Source organism: Lactobacillus sp. W8174 (genome assembly GCF_016100975.1).
Classification (GTDB): Bacteria; Bacillota; Bacilli; order Lactobacillales; family Lactobacillaceae; genus Lactobacillus; species Lactobacillus juensis.
The window spans coordinates 145,368-162,687 of the sequence record NZ_JACFRN010000001.1 but is presented as its reverse complement, the minus strand read 5'-3'; the positions used below and the strand labels follow the sequence as shown (position 1 = coordinate 162,687).

Sequence of the window (17,320 nt, the reverse complement as noted above, 5' to 3'; positions counted from 1 at the left end):
TCTCTATTTTTCAGGTGCTGCAGCGTCATTAGGATCAAGTGTATGTTCAGTTCCATCACTATCAATCAATTTAGCAACTGTTTCTTCTGCTTCAGTTAATTTTTTATTTAAATCGTTACTTAATTTTTTTCCAGTTTTAAACTGCTCAAGTGCATCCTCTAAAGGAATATCGCCTTTTTCCAAGTTATTAACAATTGTTTGTAATTCAGTCAATTCCTCTTCAAAATTATTTTTCTTTATCGCCATTTTTTTCTCTCCTTATTGAACTGATAACTGCTGTTGCTATACCATCTTTAAATTTGATACTGATTTCATCTTTAACCGCAATTTGACTTACAGAATTGACCGTTTTATTCTTCTGGTCTTTAACATATGCATATCCTCTACGTAAAATTCTGTCGGGATCATAATCGTTAAGTTGTTGTTCCGCTTGACCTAAAGCGTTACGTTTTGCCTGTAAAAAATGTTCTGTATTAGCAACTAATCTTTGATCATAAAAATCTGTTTGTTGCAAAAAATACTTGATTTTTTTATTAGGGCTGACTGTAACAAGACTTTGTTTAGCCAACTGGTAATTTTGCCTTTTGCGTTCCAGCTGCCGCACCATATCATTATGAAGTCTGTCTCGCAAAAGGTCTAAAGTTTGTGCTTGCTCATCATAAAGTCTTGCTGGCTCTCTCATGATAACTGAATTATCGATACGGTTTAAAACATCACGGCGGGCTCTAATAATATTTTGCATGCTGGAAACCAGACTGTTTTGTATTTGGCGAATATTTACCAATTCATCTGGTAAATTCGGAGTAGCATATTCAGCTGCTGCAGTTGGAGTCGCTGCTCTCACATCAGCAACTAAATCACATAGTGTAGTATCAGTTTCGTGACCCACCGAAGAAATGACCGGCATTTTCATATCAAAAACCTGTCGTACTACGCTTTCCTCATTAAAAGGCCATAAATCTTCAAGCGAGCCCCCACCTCGACCGATGATCATAACATCATACTTATCTTTAAATTGAGCTATTTGCCTCATTGATGCTATTAATGAATCAGCTGCAGAATCTCCCTGAACCTGAGCTGGAAATAAATCAACTTCAGCATGAGGAAATCTCCTGTTCACGGTTACTAAGATGTCATGAATTACTGCACCTGAAGCACTTGTCACAACAGCAATATAATCTGGATAATGAGGAAGCGACTTTTTATATCTTTGATCAAAAAGTCCCTCACCAGCCAACTTTTTTTGCAGCTGTTTTAATTGTTCATATAATGCTCCTAATCCAGCAGGCTCCATCGATTCCGCATAAAACTGGTAGGAGCCCTGTGGGCCATAAACACTCACATAGCCAGTTACATATACTTTCATGCCTTCTTCAGGCTTAAATTTCACTTTATCAAAATACGATCGAAACATGACCACATTTATTTTTGATTTTTCATCTTTTAGTGAAAAATATTGGTGAGAATTGCGCCGATAACGAAAATTAGACAATTCACCTTGAAGAAAAACTTTATGTAAATAAGGATCGTTTTTAAATTTTTGAGTTATATAATAATTTAAATCAGAAACTGTAAGGTACTTACTGTTTTCCATTATTTCTCCTTGTTAACTGAACAACTTGTTCCATCAGGGATTCAACTGTAAGGGGACCAACTCCACCTGGAACAGGTGTAATGAAACTGGCAATCGCTACAACTTTAGCAAAATCCACATCGCCGACTATGTTGCCATTAACTCGACATATTCCTACATCAACAATGACTGCATTTTTTTTAATCATATTCGCCTTTATTAATTTAGGGTGGCCTGTTGCCGAAACTAATATATCAGCTCTCTTAGTATATTCAGCCAAATTTTTAGTCTTCAAATGTAGAATAGAAACAGTTGCATCTCTTTCAAGCATCAATGCAGCTAACGGTTTGCCCACAATGCTGCTTCTACCTATAATTACAGCATTCTTACCCTTTAAACTAATATGATAGTGATCTAGTAAAGCTAAAATACCATGTGCTGTCGCTGGTTCTACAAAATGATCTCCTTGCCACAAGCGTCCTATATTAGTTGGCGTCAGACAATCAACATCTTTTTCAGGGTCAATAGCTGCCAAGGCTTCATTTAAAATAATTTGTTTCGGCACCGGTAGTTGAATCATAATGCCGTTAACATTTTTGTCATGATTAAGTTTGTCAATAAGTTCTAATAATTCTTTCTGTGAAACAGTAGACGGTAATTGAAATAATTTTTGCTTAATACCAATTTGATCTGCTCTTCTTTTTTTGGTTTTTAAGTAGATTTTGCTACTAGGGTCTTGACCAATATTAATTACGCAAAATAGTGGTTGTATTTTCGACTTTTTCAAATTTAATACTTGTTTTTGAAGAATGTCTGCACGAATATTAGCTAACTTTTTGCCATCTAAAAGTTGACCCATTTTCTTTTTCCTCTTCTAAAAAAATAGTCGGCCTAAAGCCGACTATAAGATATTTTAGATAAAGTTTGCTAACATGCCATTAATAAATGGCTTATCTTTAGGATCAGCAAACTCATCACATAAGTTCAAAGCTTCATTTACCGCAGCTTTTGGCTCAATTTCCTTACTATATTTAATTTCATACAAAGCAACTTCCAAAATGGCCAACGAAATTTGATTAATACGGTTAATACGCCAGTTCTTTTTCAAATAGCTGGCGAGTTCACCCTTTAATTCATCCCGTTTTTCAATTACACCTTCAATTAATTCTTTTGAATAGGCGGAAAGTACCTTTAAATCAAGCATTGCGACAGTTTTAGCTTCAACTTCATTAGCTGTATATTTTAAGTCCTGATTAGACAGATAAACAGCTTGCATTGCGACTCTACGACTCTCGTGTTGATTCATTTTTACCCTTTTCATCTATGTCGGAAAATAGCTGAGAGGTTCCGCTGCCATCTTCATTATCATCATCTGGAAATTCAAGCCCAGTAACATGCACGTTAATTTCACTAAGAGTTAAATCGGTCATCTGCAAAACCTGTTGCTTTAAAGTCTTTTGCAAATCCATTGCTATTTCAGGCACATTTTTTCCGGCTTCAATACTGACATAAACATCAGCAATCAAGTTATGCTCATCATCAATATTAACAGACACACCTCTGCCACGATCTTCTCTTCCTAAAACGCGGTTAATTCCGGACTTGACGTCACCGTGCATTTCGGCAACTCCATCTACTTTTTCGGCAGCAATGCCCATAATAACTTCAAGAACACTAGGATCGATTTCAATTTCTTCGCCGTTATTTTGATCATCTAAGACAATTTTTGAACTATCTGCCATTTTTTTACCTCGAAAAATTATTTATTTGCGCGAGATACGTATGTACCATCGACCGTATTAATTACTAAAACGTCTCCCTCATTAATAAAGAAAGGTACGTTTACTACCAGGCCTGTTTCCATAGTTGCAGGCTTTCCACCACCTGATGAAGTATCACCCTTAATATTAGGCTCCGTTTTGGCAACCGTCAATTCAACAGTATTCGGTAATTGAATTCCCAATGTTTTACCATCATGCATAATGACACTTACGTTCATATTTTCCTTCAAGAACTTGGCTTCATCTTTTACTTGTTCATTAGGAATTGCCAATTGATCATAGGTTGTTGTATCCATGAAAACGTAGCTGGAACCATCATTATATAAGTATTGCATAGCTTTGGTTTCAATTTCGGCAGTTTCTACCTTGGCAGTAGAACGGAAAGTATATTCTTGAACTGCTCCGGTATTTAAACTTTTTAACTTTGATCGAACAAATGCACTACCCTTGCCAGGCTTAACATGTTGAAATTCAACTATACGCCATAAGTCATTATTATACTTGATAGTTAAGCCATTTTTAAATTCATTAACTGAAATCATTGTCATATTGAGTACCTCATCTCCATAATATTATCTTACCAATTAGTAAGCGATTTTACTATAATTATTATTTATCTTTTATAAAGAAATTAAGTTGTCTTTAGGTAAAGTAGATAGTGTCTCAGGGGTTTGATTATGAATTAAAATGTCATCTTCAATTCTGACACCGCCTTTATTCGGTAAATAAATTCCGGGTTCAACTGTATGAACCATGTCATTTACTAGTTCTTGTTTGCCGAAAGGCAAAGCAGGTTGACATAATTCATGAATTTCTAAGCCGATGCCATGACCAATACCATGACCAAAATACTCTCCGTACCCTTGCTCTGTAATGTAACTTCTGGCTGCCCGATCAACATCGCTACCATGATTACCTGCAACTGCTGCTGCAATACCGCGTCTCTGTGCTTCATGAACAATTTCATAAATTTTGTGCATTTCCTGGTCAACTTTGCCGACAGCAACAGTTCTGGTAATATCAGCAGCATAACCATGGTAAAACGCGCCAAAATCAATCACAACCATATCACCATCTTCAATCATTTTGTCGCTGGCAACACCGTGAGCCCATGCAGAACGCATCCCAGAGGCAATAATGGTATCAAAGCTAGGGCCATCGCCGCCATTAATTTTAAAATAGTAATCTAATTTTGCTCCGATTTTTCGTTCAACAGCACCTGGCTTTATCAGAGGCAATATTTCATTAAAGCTATCCATTGAGATGTTAATTGCCGTACGCAAAGTTTCTAATTCAAGTGCGTCTTTGACATTACGAACTTGTTCAACAAATTCTTCGCATATTTCGAAATCGATGCCGGAATTTAATCTTTGCAAGTTTGCAAACTCAACTGCAGAAACAAATTCGCCTTCGACTAAAACTTTTTTTAAATTTGCCTGTTGTAATTGTTTAGTAATTTCAAGGTCTTGACCCTCTTTTTTCATGACCACTTTAATTTCCCCCGGAGCCTCTGCTTTGATCTGGTCATCAAAACGTGAGTCGGAAAGTAAAATTCGATCTCCTTTTGAAGTTAAAATCAATTGAGCTTCTTCACCAGTAAAATTGGTCAGGTAACGATAATTAGCTTGATTAAAAATTAACAGTCCATCGGCATTGCGCTCTTTAATTAGTTCAGTAACCTTATTTATTCGCCGGTTAAGCAGCGTTAATAGTTCATCCTTTTCAGTCATACCCATAATCTCCTGTATATCAATCTTTACCTTAATTTTAACCCTAAAAAGAGAGATATTACTAACTTATTCTTTATCAAATTAAAACAGAAAAAAGACGAGAAGCATATGCTTTTCGTCTTCTTGTTTAAGAACTAAATTACTTAGCTTCTTCTTCAACCGGAATAACAGAAACTTGCTTTCTGTATTTATCTTTCCGCTCAAACTTAACTACTCCATTTACTAAGGCAAATAAAGTATCGTCTCCACCTTGACCTACGTTTTTACCAGGGTGAATCTTTGTACCACGTTGACGATAAATAATTGAACCAGCATGAATGGTTTGACCATCTGCAGCTTTAGCGCCTAAACGACGACCAGCTGAATTACGGCCGTTAGCAGTAGAACCTCCACCCTTGTGGTGGGCTAATAATTTAAGATTTAAAATATTCATCATTATTTCACCTCTAGTTTAATTCAATTTTTTCAACTGTAACCTTAGTATAAGGTTGACGGTGACCATATTTTGAATGTGAGTGCTTCTTAGGTTTGTACTTGAAAGTAACTACTTTCTTTTCCTTACCTTGCTTTTCAACTTTAGCAACAACTTTAGCACCTTTAACTAACGGTGTACCAACTTTAACATCTTTGCCATCCGAAGTCAGAACTACTTCATCAAAAGTAACTTCTTTTCCTTCTGCAGCATCAAGCTTTTCAACAAAAACACTATCGCCTTCAGCAACTTTATATTGCTTGCCACCGGTTTTAATAATTGCGTACATTTACTACCCTCCAAAATTTACTTAGACTCGCCAATCGAGGTGCTCCGTAAAAGACTTATTACCCCGAAATGTGCGGTTGCAGATGTGGAGGAATCCACAAATACAACTACTACATAATACTACTCTTAAGTCTAGTTGGCAATAAAAAATGCCCTTTTTACTAGACCGTTTAGTATTAAATTTGCCACTTGCCACCGTGTACTTTAGCAATATTTTCTGTAACAATAAATGCTTCACTGTCAATTTCGCGGGCTTTGGCAACTAATTGACCATATTCATTAGTATCAACAATTATTACTAACTGTTGCTTGTCCTGGTCACTGTATCCACCTACAACGTTATAAACAGTCAAGCCATCGTAATCCTGCTGAAGCATCTGCCTAATTTTATCTAATTTATCGTTACTCATTATGCGGACTTGGTATTTTTTGTCAAAACCAGTCTCAGTATAACGCATAGTAATTGTAGTAATGACCTGAGAAAAAGCTGCCAGTAAAAAAGCTTCAGTGCCATCAACAAAAATATTTAGCACAATGACCGACATATCAATGACCATTAGCGATATAGCAGGATCAACATAAAAATATTTTTTTATAATTAGTGGGGGAATTGTAGTTCCTCCAGATGAAGCGTTAATTCGGTAGAGCATTGTAACACCAATACCCATTAAAACCCCGCCATAAATTACCGCCAGCATGTTATTTGAGGTTAATTTAAAGCTGGGGGTTATTGCCATTAAAACAGGTACTAAAAGGCTGCCCAGAGCAACTTTTTTCAAAGTTTGCCTGCCTAAAAATATGGCAGCTAAAATTAACATTAAGCCGTTTACTACAAATACCGAAACTGATCGGTTAATTCCCCAAACGGCTTCAATCAATATTGAGATCCCTGTGGAGCCACCAGCAGCAACATTTATCGGAGCATAAAAAAAGTTAACAGAAATTGTAATTATTTCCAAACCAGCTAAGAAAAAGAGCCAGTATTGCCACGTGTGAGTTTGCTTTTGTGTGTCCATCTCATCTTCCTTCCATAAAATTGTTATTTTATATTTTACAGGAAAATAGCTAGATTATGCAAGAAATACGGGGTTTGTTAAGCTTAATTATTTCCAAAAGAGCACGGATAAGAAAATAAAAGGATATTATCTTAAATTATTAAGAAATTATAAATTTTATTGATCAGCAAGTTGGTATCTAATCGTCTGATTGCCTTCATATGCTGGTAAACCTTTTTCAGCGCGGTATAATGCCCGCTCAAACGCTTGATAGCCTTTACTAGAACTAACAGCAAATTTGATGTGGTATTTGCTGGCAAACTCACTGATATTCCAGGTACTGTCATGAGCTGCAAAAGCCGTAACCAAGATCACGATGTCTAAATCTTTAATTTGGTTTTCAATAACTTTTTTTCTGCCCTGAAAAGCATCAACAGGAATTGGAATTCCATTATACCTGTTAACTATTCCTTCTAGCATGGCCTCATTTTGGTTATTACCAATCGCAATTCCGACTCTTTGATAATGTAGGTCCATCGCAAGTTTAGGTAAATCATCTTTCTTTGATTCAGCAGTACTTTTTTTCTTTTTGGTGCCAATAGTTTGCTGGGGCTGGTTAAGTTGATAAACCCAGCGAATTTGAATAGCTTCAGCGGGGTTCTTTCTCAAGCGCACATCCCCATCGTACCAAGCTAAATCTACAATTGAACCATCAACTAGCTTAATATTTTCATCCCAGTATTTACTTGAATCTACTGATAAAAGAACTGCTTTACCATGAACTCGCAATTTCTTGCCCTGAGCATTATGTGAAATGGCCAAGTGTCCAGGTCGTCCTTGAACTACCGCATATTTGAATGTTGAAATGGAATCAACTTCCATACTAGGAAGTTCACGAAAGCCAACAATCCTTAAAATGGTCGCTTCATAGTGAGAATTTTTTCCTTCTGGCACAGCTTCAACAATATCTCCACTTTTCAAATTCAAGGAATGGATCTGCGATTCTTTTAACGTATAAACGGTCCTATTACTATCATTAATCAAATCACAGCCTGACAATAAGCGAACCACTGTATATCGCTTTCCTTTGCGGTAATCTCTAGTAGGTCTTTTAGGTGTGGCGACAGCTTGCTCAAATACTTTTTTATTGATTAAATCTTTAGAAACCTCAATTGACTTAATTGCTTCTTTTAAAGCAACTAAATTTTGACGGTATTCTTTATTGATACCTTGGGCAAGCGTTAATTTTTGTACAGCCGAAAGTGCTGTATTTTTAGCTGAAATGTTTGCGGGATTAGTAATTAGCTGCGTTAGACTTGTTAGTAATAAATTAAGCTGCTGTAAATCAACTTCAATGGTATTTTTAACTTTGCCAGTTGAATTTTTTTGATCTGCATTATCAGTCATGCCCAGGATTAGTTTTATTGCGGCCAAACCATTCTTGAGGCTCTTCTCATCTCCACCAGTCTGATTAAGAATCCTTTTTAAATTATTGCGATAATCGAACATATTTTTACCTGTCTTTTTGTTATTTACTTAAGTATAGCAAATGCAAAAAAGCCTAGCTCAATGCCAGGCTTGAAGTCAGAAATTAGAAAGCTCCACCACCGGAACCCCCACCGAAGCCACCGGATGAGCCGCTGGAAAAGCTGCTTGAGCCGGTAGATATACTGTCGTTAAAACAAGAATCAAAGTTAGCAGAAAAGCTATCTTTGCCGGTATTAGAAACAAAACCATAGTAAAAGTAATCACTACGAGCCAGTTCTTCTTGACTGAATTCTATTTTCAGTTCTTTCATTACTTTATTGGCTAAACCAAAAGCTACGGCATAAGGCATGATATCTTCCCACAAAATGAGGTCGCCAACATCCTTCATCTTAAACTTACCGATATCTTTTAGCATTTTCTTGAAACCACGTATCTTTTCGGTTTCAATCTTTCCTTTTTCAGAATAAATACCGGTACGTTTGACATTAAAAATCAGCGCCAGTAAATTCAAAATTAGGATAAAAGCTTCGCCAAAAACTATCACTAAAATAAACTTAAGTGAGCTCATTAGAGCTATTACAGAAGCAGCAAAACTGATGACCATCATTAAAATTATAATGGCAGAATTTCTATTTTTACGGTTTATTAACGAATCGGGCAAATATACTTGCTTTTCCTTGCTGTCAAAATAATCTCCTGCCCAAAAATCAAAGTCGCTTCCTAGTTTTTTACCATGATATTTTTTTAGGGCCTGGGTGGTAAAACTAGTTCCGTCCCCAATTTTGTTAAAAAGAGTTTTCATTAAACGGCTCTCGTCAACTATGCTTTCGTCTATCGCAGTTATCCGATAATAAGTTTTAAGATGGGTTTTATAATCTTCAATCTCAATTTTTTTCCGTGCTGCCAGTTCCATCAAATAGGCAGTAAACGCGCGATTATCCGGTTGCTTTGCAGTATCCAAAATTTGAGCTAATATTGGGTCCACGTCAGGTATTTCATAGTTATGAGCTAATTCATGACTCTTGCGGGGCATAAAACCAATTTTTTTGGCTCTAAAACCCTTAATGATGCCTAAAAGTCCTGCAATTAAGCTCAAAGCAATTAGCAAAAGACTCCTTTTTGCCCTTTTTTGTTGATTTAATAAAGTATACTGTGCTAATTTTTTCTCTTGTTTTATCACTGCTTGGCGGTGATTCTTATTTTTGACGTTTTGATTATTGGCAGTGATTTTAGGAGGAAAAATAGTATGCACTTCAATCCCGGTATCACCAGCAAGATTTTCAGCTGTCATGACAATTTTTCCTTTTTGAGGATTAACTTGCAGATGACCATCAAGTGGTCCGTGGGCCCATGCTTTTAAACCTTTCACCGGTCCTGGAAAAATCACGCTTGCTTTAACATAGTCTAAGTCGGTGTCCCAACCGTCGCCAATAATTTTAAAATTAAGTTCGGCTACATCACGGTAATTGGTAATGGCATTAGTGATACGGTAAAAATAAGTAACAGTAAAGCGACTATTACTCTTTATATTGTGAAATACTTTAAAACGGTAGCCCTTTTTATTTCTTTTAAGATCATAATCATCAGTTTTGCGGCCCTTGTCGTTGCCATCTGCCACTTTTACTGACGCATCAGCGATTTTCTGATTCGATTGCAGATTTTGGCGATAAAAAACTCCATGTGCAGAACTGTTGAATTTATACGTAATTGCCCTTTTCATCGTCAACGAGCCGTCTGAATTAACTTTAGCTGTAGTAATGTTTTTAGCAATATCATAATCAACATCGGCTTTTACTTCTTGTCCAGAAACAAAACAAAATAATAGAATTCCCAAAAGAGATACAAGTTTTAGAATTTTATGTTTCATATTTTTCCTATCTTTCGTTCTTCACTTTTCTTTATTATACAGATTATGAAATACAATTAACAAATCAATTTTCACTCCCTTAACTTTGCCACCTATTTTGCTTTAAAAATAAGTTGGACAAAAAAGAAATTTTCGGTTGCAATTACAAAAACTTTTCTCTATAATAGTTAATGTTCTTGCGCGAGAATACGCAAAACTGTCGGTCTGGTAGCTCAGCTGGATAGAGCAACGGTCTTCTAAACCGTGGGTCGTGGGTTCGAATCTCACCCGGATCATTCTAAATAGTTTTTATTGGTTTTTACTAATTATAAATCCCGTTATATCAATAATTTTGTTTTTATTGATTATTATTAAATTTAAAGTTGGCTAACATTTTGGCTAACATAGAAATAGCCCTAGCATTTAAGCTAGAGCTATTTTTCTATTTCCTTTATAAATATACATTATGGGATTTTTAAGATCTCCAAATGTTAAAAAAGTGATCAATTATCCTGTTTTAGCTCTTCTCTTCTTATCTTGATGTATTCTAATGTTTTGTCTAAATCTTCTTCATCTGCATATTTAAGAATGAAATTTTTAGAATCTGACCTTCTCCTAATATAATTCATTCTTTTTTTATGCGCATCATTCCACTTTTTATTTGCTCGCTTTTGAGCCTCAGTTAGTTTAGCCATTTGATCACTCCTAAAATTAAAACAATTACCATAACTGTAACTAATATTGTTTTACAGAATGTTTTGCGTCTTAAGTCAATCTTTGTTTTAATTGTCAAATTTCCTTTTTTAGTTTCAAAGTTATAAATTTTATTCATTGTAACAGATACTTTTCTATAATATAATGTTTTTATAAAAAGCAAAGAAGAGAAACCTTTTCCCTGTTTTTCATCTTTTATAGATGATTTTAAAAGCTATTATTCTGAGATTTATTTTGAAGTGGAGCTCGATAGTAGCTTTTTATTTTCTCTTTTTTTCTTCATCTCCTTACCTCCTTATAAATATACCTATGGATGTATATTGTCAACAACTTTTTAATAATTTTTTACGTTCAATCACATATTTTTCATTACTATTTAGGTCTTCTTCAGTGGCTAATTTTAAAATAAAATTTTTAGCAGTCGACCTCTTATTTAAGTACAACAAACGCTCTTTATTATTTTTATCCCACTTATTGTTAGCCCGTTTTCTAGCATCAGTTGCCATAAATTTTATCCTCTCAACATCATTAATACTCTTAAAACAATTATAATAATTGCACATACTAAAATTATTGTCCACGAGGTACGTTTACTCATTGCTATTTCCTCTATAGTGTTTTATATTATAGCAATAAGGGAGTGTCTGGCTTCCCCTTGCTACTAGGGTTTAAATGTAAGTACTCGAGCAGTGCTATTATTGCTGATATGATTGAAGCACCTGTTCCTATAAGTTCTAAAGTTGAAGCTTTAGAACTTTTTTTGTTTTCTTTTTTTCTTCATGTCTCTCACCTCCTTACATATTATGTAATACATTCTTTAGAGTACATCGCAAATAATGTTTTGCAATTTTTTCTAAAAAAAGTTAATATTAATTTAGAAGTTACTTTCAAACTTCTTTTACTTTATAGCTCCCATTTGGGAGTTTTTTTATTTAAAAAATTAAAAATAATTATAATGATCAAATTTCATTTTTTCTTTTTCAATTTTTTGCTCTTTTTTTATTTTATCAATAACATATTGATACATGTCAACTATTGGAAAATATAGAGTTGCAAATGTGGTAATAAGTTTCAAAAGAAGCAAAAAATACCATTCAAACTGTTAGATATTTTTATTGTAGAGACCTATGAGGAGACAGCTGTCCAAGCTGCCGTAGCTAGCAAAACTTGACAAATAGTCGTAAGGATCGCTGTAGTCTGTATTCCCCAAATTATGTGTTACCCAGTTGTGCGTTTTTACATCTTCTTTTTGTTTTTATTTTGTGGCGATTTAATAATATCAAGGCAGAAGCTAAAAGTATAAAAAAGAACGATGAAATCATCGTTCTTTTTTCGTGGTCTGAGAACTAGTTTTTTCCCAGACTCTTTTAAATAATAAGTCATTTTAATCAAAAACAGAATCTTTTCTACTATTTAACCAGCTTGCCACTAATTTTTCTTGATTTTTGATATCAGCACCCTTTGCCGTTTAGGATTTAACCGGTAATAACCTGAGAAAATTCCCAAAAAAGTTAAAACAACTGTTCCGATAACCAGCAATAAAATGCTGTCTTCATGAAGTTCTCCGATAAATTCATATAGAGAAGATACCATCTTCAACCAACCACCAAGAGAAACAAAATACCAAGCTGTAGCTTTATCAATAAAACTCATAGCTGTACGCAAATCAGATTCATTTTTGATAATACTACCTAGAATTTTGACTGCACGCCGTTTTTCAAGATAAATTTTGACGATAGGTATAATCCAGTACAAAGGAGAAATTTTTGGTTGTGCTTTACTCGATTGGTTAAATTCTTTCAAAAACCATTCATAATCATAAAGTTCCATTAATCCCTGATAAAGAGGAAAGGCAAACAACAACCAATCTCCTAAAAAACTGATGCAATTAATAAACAGTGAGATAATAAACACTTCTTTCTATAATCATTTGTTGTAAAACCTATTCAATATTTTACTCGACATTATTCTAGTAGTTATTAAAAAGTTATTCAAAAATATTATCAACTTTGCGCTAGCTGTTTTAACAAAAGGAATATCCAATTTTTTAATAATTAACTAACCTTATTTCTTTAAACGAGATAATTACTAAGTGTTTAAAGCTTGATATACCAATGAAAAATTTTCTTTAAAAATAGTCTTGCTTTTTTTATGTTGTTAAGTTATGATATTTCTTAAATATTTATGAGAGGTAAAGATTATGACGGCAATTCAAAAAATTAATCAACCGCAAGTAAAATATTATTTCTGGTACTTCAGCTATTTGATCTGAGTGCCTAGTTTGTCATTGTCTTAGACACACAGTTCAATCTTCATGACAATTGTGTGTTTTAAAGACTTAAGTACTTTCTTCTCTAAAAACTCACACAGTTGTCGTCATCTGTGTGAGTTTTTTATTGGGAGAGTAAAATGAATACTTTGAAAAAAATTACGTTAGATACACTAAATGGCTTATCAACGGGTATAGTTGTTGCTTTAATTCCTGGAGCCCTAATTAATCAATTGGTAAAAGCATTGCTGCCAAGCATGCCTCAATTAAGCTTTATTTTAGCTTTGACCACCTTTGCTTCGGCATTGTTGCCAGCAATCAGTGCTGTCTGTGTCGGTATGACTGGTAAATTAACACCAATCCAAACCTCATCTATTGCTTTAGCGGCAACAGCTGGAGCTGGTAACTTTGTGATGAACAAAGGTAAAGTTGCAGTAATGGGCAGTGGTGACGTTATTAACACGGCCATCACTATTATGATAGCTTACGGCCTAGTTTTGTTTTTTGGTAAGAAATTAAAAGCATACACAATTCTATTAGTTCCACTGCTTGTTCTGCTAATTGCCGGAGGAATTGGCTGTCTTACGCGCATCCCTGTTGGTCAATTAACCAGTTTGATTGGAGTCGGTGTTGAAAAATTGACGGCATTGCAACCAATTATTATGGGAATGTTGATGGGAATAGTATTTGGGTTGCTTATAGTTTCCCCCATTTCTTCAGTCGGTATCGCCACCGCGATAAGCATTTCTGGTATAGCTTCCGGTTCTGCCAATTTAGGTATTACAGCTGTTGCTTTTTCTTTAGCTGTTTTCGGTTGGAAAGCAAATAGTTTTGGTACCTCAATAGCCCACTTCTTGGGTTCTCCTAAAATGCAAATGGCTAATTTAATGACTAATCCCAAATTACTTATCCCGCTTTTAATTAATGCCGGTATAATGGGTGCTCTAGGTGCAGTATTTCAAATTCAAGGTACACCGATGAGTGCGGGATTTGGCTTTTCGGGATTAATTGGCCCTATTGCCGCCATGGCAAATCGCCCAGCGAATTTGGTTAATATTTTACTGATTGCTGTTCTTTTCTTTGTGTTACCTATTGCATTAGGTATCGCAATGAATTACCTCTTTAATAACAAAGTTCATCTTTTTACCAGCAAAGACTTTGAACTAGATTTCAGTTAGTTTAAAATCTCTATCCTTCTTGTTTTAATAACTTGTTGCTATAATTAAATAGGGAGGGTATGAAAATGATCAAATTCTATGGTTATAAACGCTGCTCAACTTCAAGAGCTGCTCAAAAATGGCTGACCGATCACAATGTTAAATTTGAATTTCAAGATTTGGTTGAAAAGCCACCAAAAAAAGAAGATCTAGTAAAATGGATGAGTCAACATCAGGACCGTGGGTTAAAGTACTTTTTTAATACTCACGGGCAAGATTATCGTCAATTACATCTCAAAGATCAGATAGCAGATATGTCTATTGAAGATGCCGCTGACATGATGTCCAAAAATGGTAAGTTAATTAAACGTCCATTAGTGGTTGAAAATGATCAGCTCACTTGTGGTTTTAATGAAAAAAATTACCAAGAGGTGTGGCTTAAATCCGAGAAAAATGATAACTAAGAAAGAAGAAGGTTCTAATTATTTAGTAACCCTCTTTTTTTATTCTCACCACTGACTTTCTAATATTTGGCATAACAGGTAAAATAATACAAAAAGGAGAATTTTATGAAATATAATCAATATGCTTATGTGAAAACTGATTACAAAACACAAGTTAAAGAATTACTGCAAATTAAATTTTTACCAATGAATTATGAAAAACGCTCTTTTTCAAATCTTTTAGGTGAACTTACTGCAAATGCAGTGGCAGTGATTGACCCACGAGACGAAAGTGCCCGTAAAGCAAAATTAGCTGAGTTTGCAGTTTCTGATGTCCAGACTCTTAATGCTTTTTTAGATACCAATCCCGAGGAAATCACTTCTAGCCAATTTTATAATGTTGCATTGCAACTTCTTGGCTACCATGTTGGCTATGATTATCAACTAAATGACCCTTTGGCTTTTATGGGAAAGCAGGCATTACCTTACATTGAGAAAATTAACGACAAGAAATCTCTTATTCAAGCTTTTTATCGTTTGCTTAATACTCGTGCCAAAAATGGACAACTGCTAATAGATGTCATGGCGGGTCAAGGCTATTTTTACAATAGAAAAACGGAATTTGCACCTAATGAGTTTCTCTTTTTTAATGGTAAAAGTATGCCTGTTTTTGATACCAGCAAGGTGATCCGAGAAGTCGTTTATGTTGAAAGTGATTTGGATACAGACGGTGATGGGAAGAGTGATCTTTTACAAACAACAATTTTTCGTCCAATTGAAAGTGAAACTTTACCGGTTCCTGCTCTTTACACTGCTAGTCCCTATTTTGGCGGTATCATTGATAACGAAAAGCGCAACCACAACGTAGATGAAAATTTGACTGATGCCACTGAGTGGACTAATCCACAATATCGGGCCTCTGCAATTGTTAAAGCAAAAAAGCCGCTGGATAGTGAAAGCTCATCTAGGCCGGTAGAACAAGCCGTCGGCAAATCTTCTTACGGTCTGAATGAATATATGTTGGCTCGTGGATTTGCCAGCGTATTTGCTGGCGCTATCGGAACACGGGGCAGCGACGGTCTCAGAATTACTGGTGCTCCGGAAGAAACCGAAAGTGCCAAGGAAATAATTGAATGGTTGCACGGAGACCGCATTGCTTACACTGATAGAACACGTCAACACGAAACTAAAGCAACTTGGTGTAACAAAAAAATTGGGATGACTGGTCGTTCCTATTTAGGGACTCTGCAAATAGCCATTGCTACTACAGGTGTAGCTGGCTTAAAAACAGTCATTTCTGAAGCTGCCATTTCTTCCTGGTATGATTATTACCGCGAGCATGGCTTGGTGATTGCACCAGAAGATTGCCAAGGTGAAGATTTGGATATGCTTGCAGAAACTTGTCAGTCTAATTTGTGGGATGCTGGAGATTATTTAAAAATTAAGCCTAAGTTTGACGAAATGCAGAAAATTTTACTAAAAAAGGCTGATCGCAAAACTGGTCAGTATTCAGATTTCTGGGAAAAACGCAACTACCGCCATCATACTGATAATATTAAGTGCTCCTGGATTAGCGTTCATGGTCTAAATGACTGGAACGTCAAGCCTAAGAACGTCTATAAAATTTGGCAAAAGGTCAAAAACCTTCCTGTTGCACATCACCTTTTCTTGCATCAGGGACCTCATTATAATATGAATAATTTGGTTTCAATTGATTTTACTGATCTAATGAACTTATGGCTGGTTCATGAACTCCTGGGCATTGAAAATAACGCATACAAGCAGTGGCCAACTGTGCTTATTCAGGATAACCTAAAAGCAGATAAGTGGCACAAAGAAAAGGATTGGTGTAATGACATTGGCAGCGAAACTGTTTATTTCCCTAATTACGATAATGAGTTAACCAAAGATGCTAGCAGCAAACAAAAACTTTCCTTTACCGATGTTGGTGGAACTGAATTTAAAAAGGCAAAAATTTCTGAAAATGACTGGCAATACCAATTTATTTGTGGTGAAGAAAAATGGTCAAAAGCTAGTTTGCGTTTTACTACGGATGAATTTATTCATCCAGTAACAATCGTTGGTCGACCAGAAATACGTCTGCGTGTTTCATCAAGTCTTAACAAAGGACAGATTTCCGTCGCCCTGGTAGAAATTGCTGATCGCAAGCGCTTAACTCCTACTCCCAAAATTTTAATGTCTGGCGGACAAGAACTGGGTTTTCATTTTCAACTTGACTCTTTGCAAGAATTTATGCCTGACAAATTAACTCATGCTAAATTAATTACTAAAGCCCACATGAATCTGCAGAATTACGCAGATATGAAAAAGCCACGTAGTATTAAAGCCGGTGAGTTTTATGACTTGCAGTTTAAATTACAGCCAACTTATTACACAATGCCTGCTGGCAGCAAACTTTGTTTAATTATTTATTCTACTGATCAAGGAATGACCAAAAGACCTCTTGAAAATACAGATTACACAATTGATCTGTCTGAAACTGCCATTAAATTTAGTACTAAATAAATCTAATTTTATTTATGCCAGAACTTTTAAAAGTTAAA

At 35.3% G+C, this 17,320-nt stretch carries 18 protein-coding genes, 1 tRNA gene and 1 other annotated feature; of the genes, 4 read left to right on the top strand and 15 right to left on the bottom strand.

All coding sequences use genetic code 11. The features are described 5' to 3' along the window. Positions 1 to 3: 3 nt before the first annotated feature. The 12 genes from H3U49_RS00935 to H3U49_RS00880 all read right to left on the bottom strand — a co-directional run bounded on the left by H3U49_RS00935 (position 4) and on the right by H3U49_RS00880 (position 10,194). On the bottom strand, positions 4 to 246 hold the full coding sequence (locus H3U49_RS00935; protein WP_198178936.1) for an exodeoxyribonuclease VII small subunit: 243 nt from the start codon (positions 244 to 246) through the stop codon (positions 4 to 6). Further along, a complete protein-coding gene (gene xseA / locus H3U49_RS00930; RefSeq protein WP_198178934.1) occupies positions 227 to 1,594 on the bottom strand; it encodes an exodeoxyribonuclease VII large subunit in 1,368 nt (455 codons plus the stop codon). The genes H3U49_RS00935 and xseA overlap by 20 nt, the downstream gene beginning before the upstream one ends. Next, entirely contained in the window at positions 1,581 to 2,432 is an 852-nt protein-coding gene (locus tag H3U49_RS00925; protein ID WP_198178932.1) for a bifunctional 5,10-methylenetetrahydrofolate dehydrogenase/5,10-methenyltetrahydrofolate cyclohydrolase, read from the bottom strand. The genes xseA and H3U49_RS00925 overlap by 14 nt, the downstream gene beginning before the upstream one ends. A gap of 54 nt (positions 2,433 to 2,486) precedes the next feature. Beyond that, positions 2,487 to 2,879 (bottom strand): transcription antitermination factor NusB, encoded by a 393-nt coding sequence (gene nusB / locus H3U49_RS00920; protein WP_046332286.1) that lies wholly within the window; start codon positions 2,877 to 2,879, stop codon positions 2,487 to 2,489. Continuing rightward, positions 2,857 to 3,315, bottom strand: a complete 459-nt coding sequence (locus H3U49_RS00915; RefSeq protein ID WP_045928272.1) for an Asp23/Gls24 family envelope stress response protein — start codon at positions 3,313 to 3,315, stop codon at positions 2,857 to 2,859. Before H3U49_RS00915 ends, nusB begins: the two co-directional genes overlap by 23 nt. Positions 3,316 to 3,332: 17 nt before the next feature. Further along, positions 3,333 to 3,902 carry an elongation factor P gene (efp, locus tag H3U49_RS00910; RefSeq protein WP_198178930.1) on the bottom strand — a complete coding sequence of 190 codons (570 nt, stop codon included), beginning with the start codon at positions 3,900 to 3,902 and terminating at the stop codon, positions 3,333 to 3,335. A 72-nt stretch (positions 3,903 to 3,974) separates the two neighbouring features. Then, entirely contained in the window at positions 3,975 to 5,084 is a 1,110-nt protein-coding gene (locus H3U49_RS00905) for a Xaa-Pro peptidase family protein (protein WP_198178928.1), read from the bottom strand. 139 nt (positions 5,085 to 5,223) lie between these two features. Continuing rightward, a complete protein-coding gene (rpmA, locus tag H3U49_RS00900) occupies positions 5,224 to 5,523 on the bottom strand; it encodes a 50S ribosomal protein L27 (RefSeq protein WP_327059488.1) in 300 nt (99 codons plus the stop codon). A 7-nt stretch (positions 5,524 to 5,530) separates the two neighbouring features. Further along, the gene (gene rplU, locus H3U49_RS00895; RefSeq protein WP_046332289.1) at positions 5,531 to 5,845 is read right to left on the bottom strand and encodes a 50S ribosomal protein L21; all 315 of its coding nucleotides are present in this window, start codon (positions 5,843 to 5,845) and stop codon (positions 5,531 to 5,533) included. 13 nt (positions 5,846 to 5,858) lie between these two features. After that, positions 5,859 to 5,933: a sequence feature (ribosomal protein L21 leader region), on the bottom strand. 87 nt (positions 5,934 to 6,020) lie between these two features. Further along, positions 6,021 to 6,860, bottom strand: a complete 840-nt coding sequence (locus H3U49_RS00890; RefSeq protein ID WP_198178926.1) for a YitT family protein — start codon at positions 6,858 to 6,860, stop codon at positions 6,021 to 6,023. A gap of 156 nt (positions 6,861 to 7,016) precedes the next feature. Further along, the gene (locus tag H3U49_RS00885; RefSeq protein WP_198178924.1) at positions 7,017 to 8,348 is read right to left on the bottom strand and encodes a DUF2325 domain-containing protein; all 1,332 of its coding nucleotides are present in this window, start codon (positions 8,346 to 8,348) and stop codon (positions 7,017 to 7,019) included. A gap of 82 nt (positions 8,349 to 8,430) precedes the next feature. Next, positions 8,431 to 10,194, bottom strand: coding sequence for a DUF2207 domain-containing protein (locus H3U49_RS00880; protein WP_198178922.1), 1,764 nt, complete (start codon positions 10,192 to 10,194; stop codon positions 8,431 to 8,433). Positions 10,195 to 10,395: 201 nt separating this feature from the next. On the opposite strand from H3U49_RS00880, the gene H3U49_RS00875 reads away from it, so the two are divergent. After that, a tRNA-Arg gene (locus H3U49_RS00875) sits at positions 10,396 to 10,469 on the top strand. Positions 10,470 to 10,676: 207 nt separating this feature from the next. Here H3U49_RS00875 and H3U49_RS00870 read toward each other — a convergent pair. The 3 genes from H3U49_RS00870 to H3U49_RS00860 form a co-directional block, all read right to left on the bottom strand. After that, positions 10,677 to 10,868: a hypothetical protein gene (locus H3U49_RS00870; protein ID WP_198178920.1), complete on the bottom strand. Its 192-nt coding sequence runs from the start codon at positions 10,866 to 10,868 to the stop codon at positions 10,677 to 10,679. 342 nt (positions 10,869 to 11,210) lie between these two features. Continuing rightward, entirely contained in the window at positions 11,211 to 11,393 is a 183-nt protein-coding gene (locus H3U49_RS00865; RefSeq protein ID WP_198178918.1) for a hypothetical protein, read from the bottom strand. A gap of 922 nt (positions 11,394 to 12,315) precedes the next feature. Beyond that, entirely contained in the window at positions 12,316 to 12,747 is a 432-nt protein-coding gene (locus H3U49_RS00860; protein WP_052060376.1) for a hypothetical protein, read from the bottom strand. A 549-nt stretch (positions 12,748 to 13,296) separates the two neighbouring features. Between H3U49_RS00860 and H3U49_RS00855 the strand changes: the two genes are divergently transcribed. The 3 genes from H3U49_RS00855 (at position 13,297) to H3U49_RS00845 (ending at position 17,282) form a co-directional block, all read left to right on the top strand. After that, positions 13,297 to 14,334 carry a PTS transporter subunit IIC gene (locus tag H3U49_RS00855; RefSeq protein ID WP_198178916.1) on the top strand — a complete coding sequence of 346 codons (1,038 nt, stop codon included), beginning with the start codon at positions 13,297 to 13,299 and terminating at the stop codon, positions 14,332 to 14,334. A gap of 65 nt (positions 14,335 to 14,399) precedes the next feature. Next, a complete protein-coding gene (locus H3U49_RS00850; RefSeq protein WP_198178914.1) occupies positions 14,400 to 14,777 on the top strand; it encodes an arsenate reductase family protein in 378 nt (125 codons plus the stop codon). 105 nt (positions 14,778 to 14,882) lie between these two features. Next, complete coding sequence (locus H3U49_RS00845) at positions 14,883 to 17,282, top strand: Xaa-Pro dipeptidyl-peptidase (RefSeq protein WP_198178912.1); 2,400 nt, start codon at positions 14,883 to 14,885, stop codon at positions 17,280 to 17,282. Positions 17,283 to 17,320 lie beyond the last annotated feature (38 nt).

Bases quoted from the DNA above. Each gene is read 5' to 3' on its own strand.
- H3U49_RS00845 (WP_198178912.1), top strand. From the start codon at position 14,883: ATGAAATATAATCAATATGCTTATGTGAAAACTGATTACAAAACACAA.
- H3U49_RS00935 (WP_198178936.1), bottom strand. From the start codon at position 246: ATGGCGATAAAGAAAAATAATTTTGAAGAGGAATTGACTGAATTACAA.
- H3U49_RS00905 (WP_198178928.1), bottom strand. From the start codon at position 5,084: ATGACTGAAAAGGATGAACTATTAACGCTGCTTAACCGGCGAATAAAT.
- H3U49_RS00870 (WP_198178920.1), bottom strand. From the start codon at position 10,868: ATGGCTAAACTAACTGAGGCTCAAAAGCGAGCAAATAAAAAGTGGAAT.
- nusB (WP_046332286.1), bottom strand. From the start codon at position 2,879: ATGAATCAACACGAGAGTCGTAGAGTCGCAATGCAAGCTGTTTATCTG.
- H3U49_RS00925 (WP_198178932.1), bottom strand. From the start codon at position 2,432: ATGGGTCAACTTTTAGATGGCAAAAAGTTAGCTAATATTCGTGCAGAC.
- H3U49_RS00915 (WP_045928272.1), bottom strand. From the start codon at position 3,315: ATGGCAGATAGTTCAAAAATTGTCTTAGATGATCAAAATAACGGCGAA.
- efp (WP_198178930.1), bottom strand. From the start codon at position 3,902: ATGACAATGATTTCAGTTAATGAATTTAAAAATGGCTTAACTATCAAG.
- H3U49_RS00850 (WP_198178914.1), top strand. From the start codon at position 14,400: ATGATCAAATTCTATGGTTATAAACGCTGCTCAACTTCAAGAGCTGCT.
- xseA (WP_198178934.1), bottom strand. From the start codon at position 1,594: ATGGAAAACAGTAAGTACCTTACAGTTTCTGATTTAAATTATTATATA.
- rplU (WP_046332289.1), bottom strand. From the start codon at position 5,845: ATGTACGCAATTATTAAAACCGGTGGCAAGCAATATAAAGTTGCTGAA.
- H3U49_RS00890 (WP_198178926.1), bottom strand. From the start codon at position 6,860: ATGGACACACAAAAGCAAACTCACACGTGGCAATACTGGCTCTTTTTC.
- H3U49_RS00880 (WP_198178922.1), bottom strand. From the start codon at position 10,194: ATGAAACATAAAATTCTAAAACTTGTATCTCTTTTGGGAATTCTATTA.
- H3U49_RS00855 (WP_198178916.1), top strand. From the start codon at position 13,297: ATGAATACTTTGAAAAAAATTACGTTAGATACACTAAATGGCTTATCA.
- H3U49_RS00885 (WP_198178924.1), bottom strand. From the start codon at position 8,348: ATGTTCGATTATCGCAATAATTTAAAAAGGATTCTTAATCAGACTGGT.
- H3U49_RS00865 (WP_198178918.1), bottom strand. From the start codon at position 11,393: ATGGCAACTGATGCTAGAAAACGGGCTAACAATAAGTGGGATAAAAAT.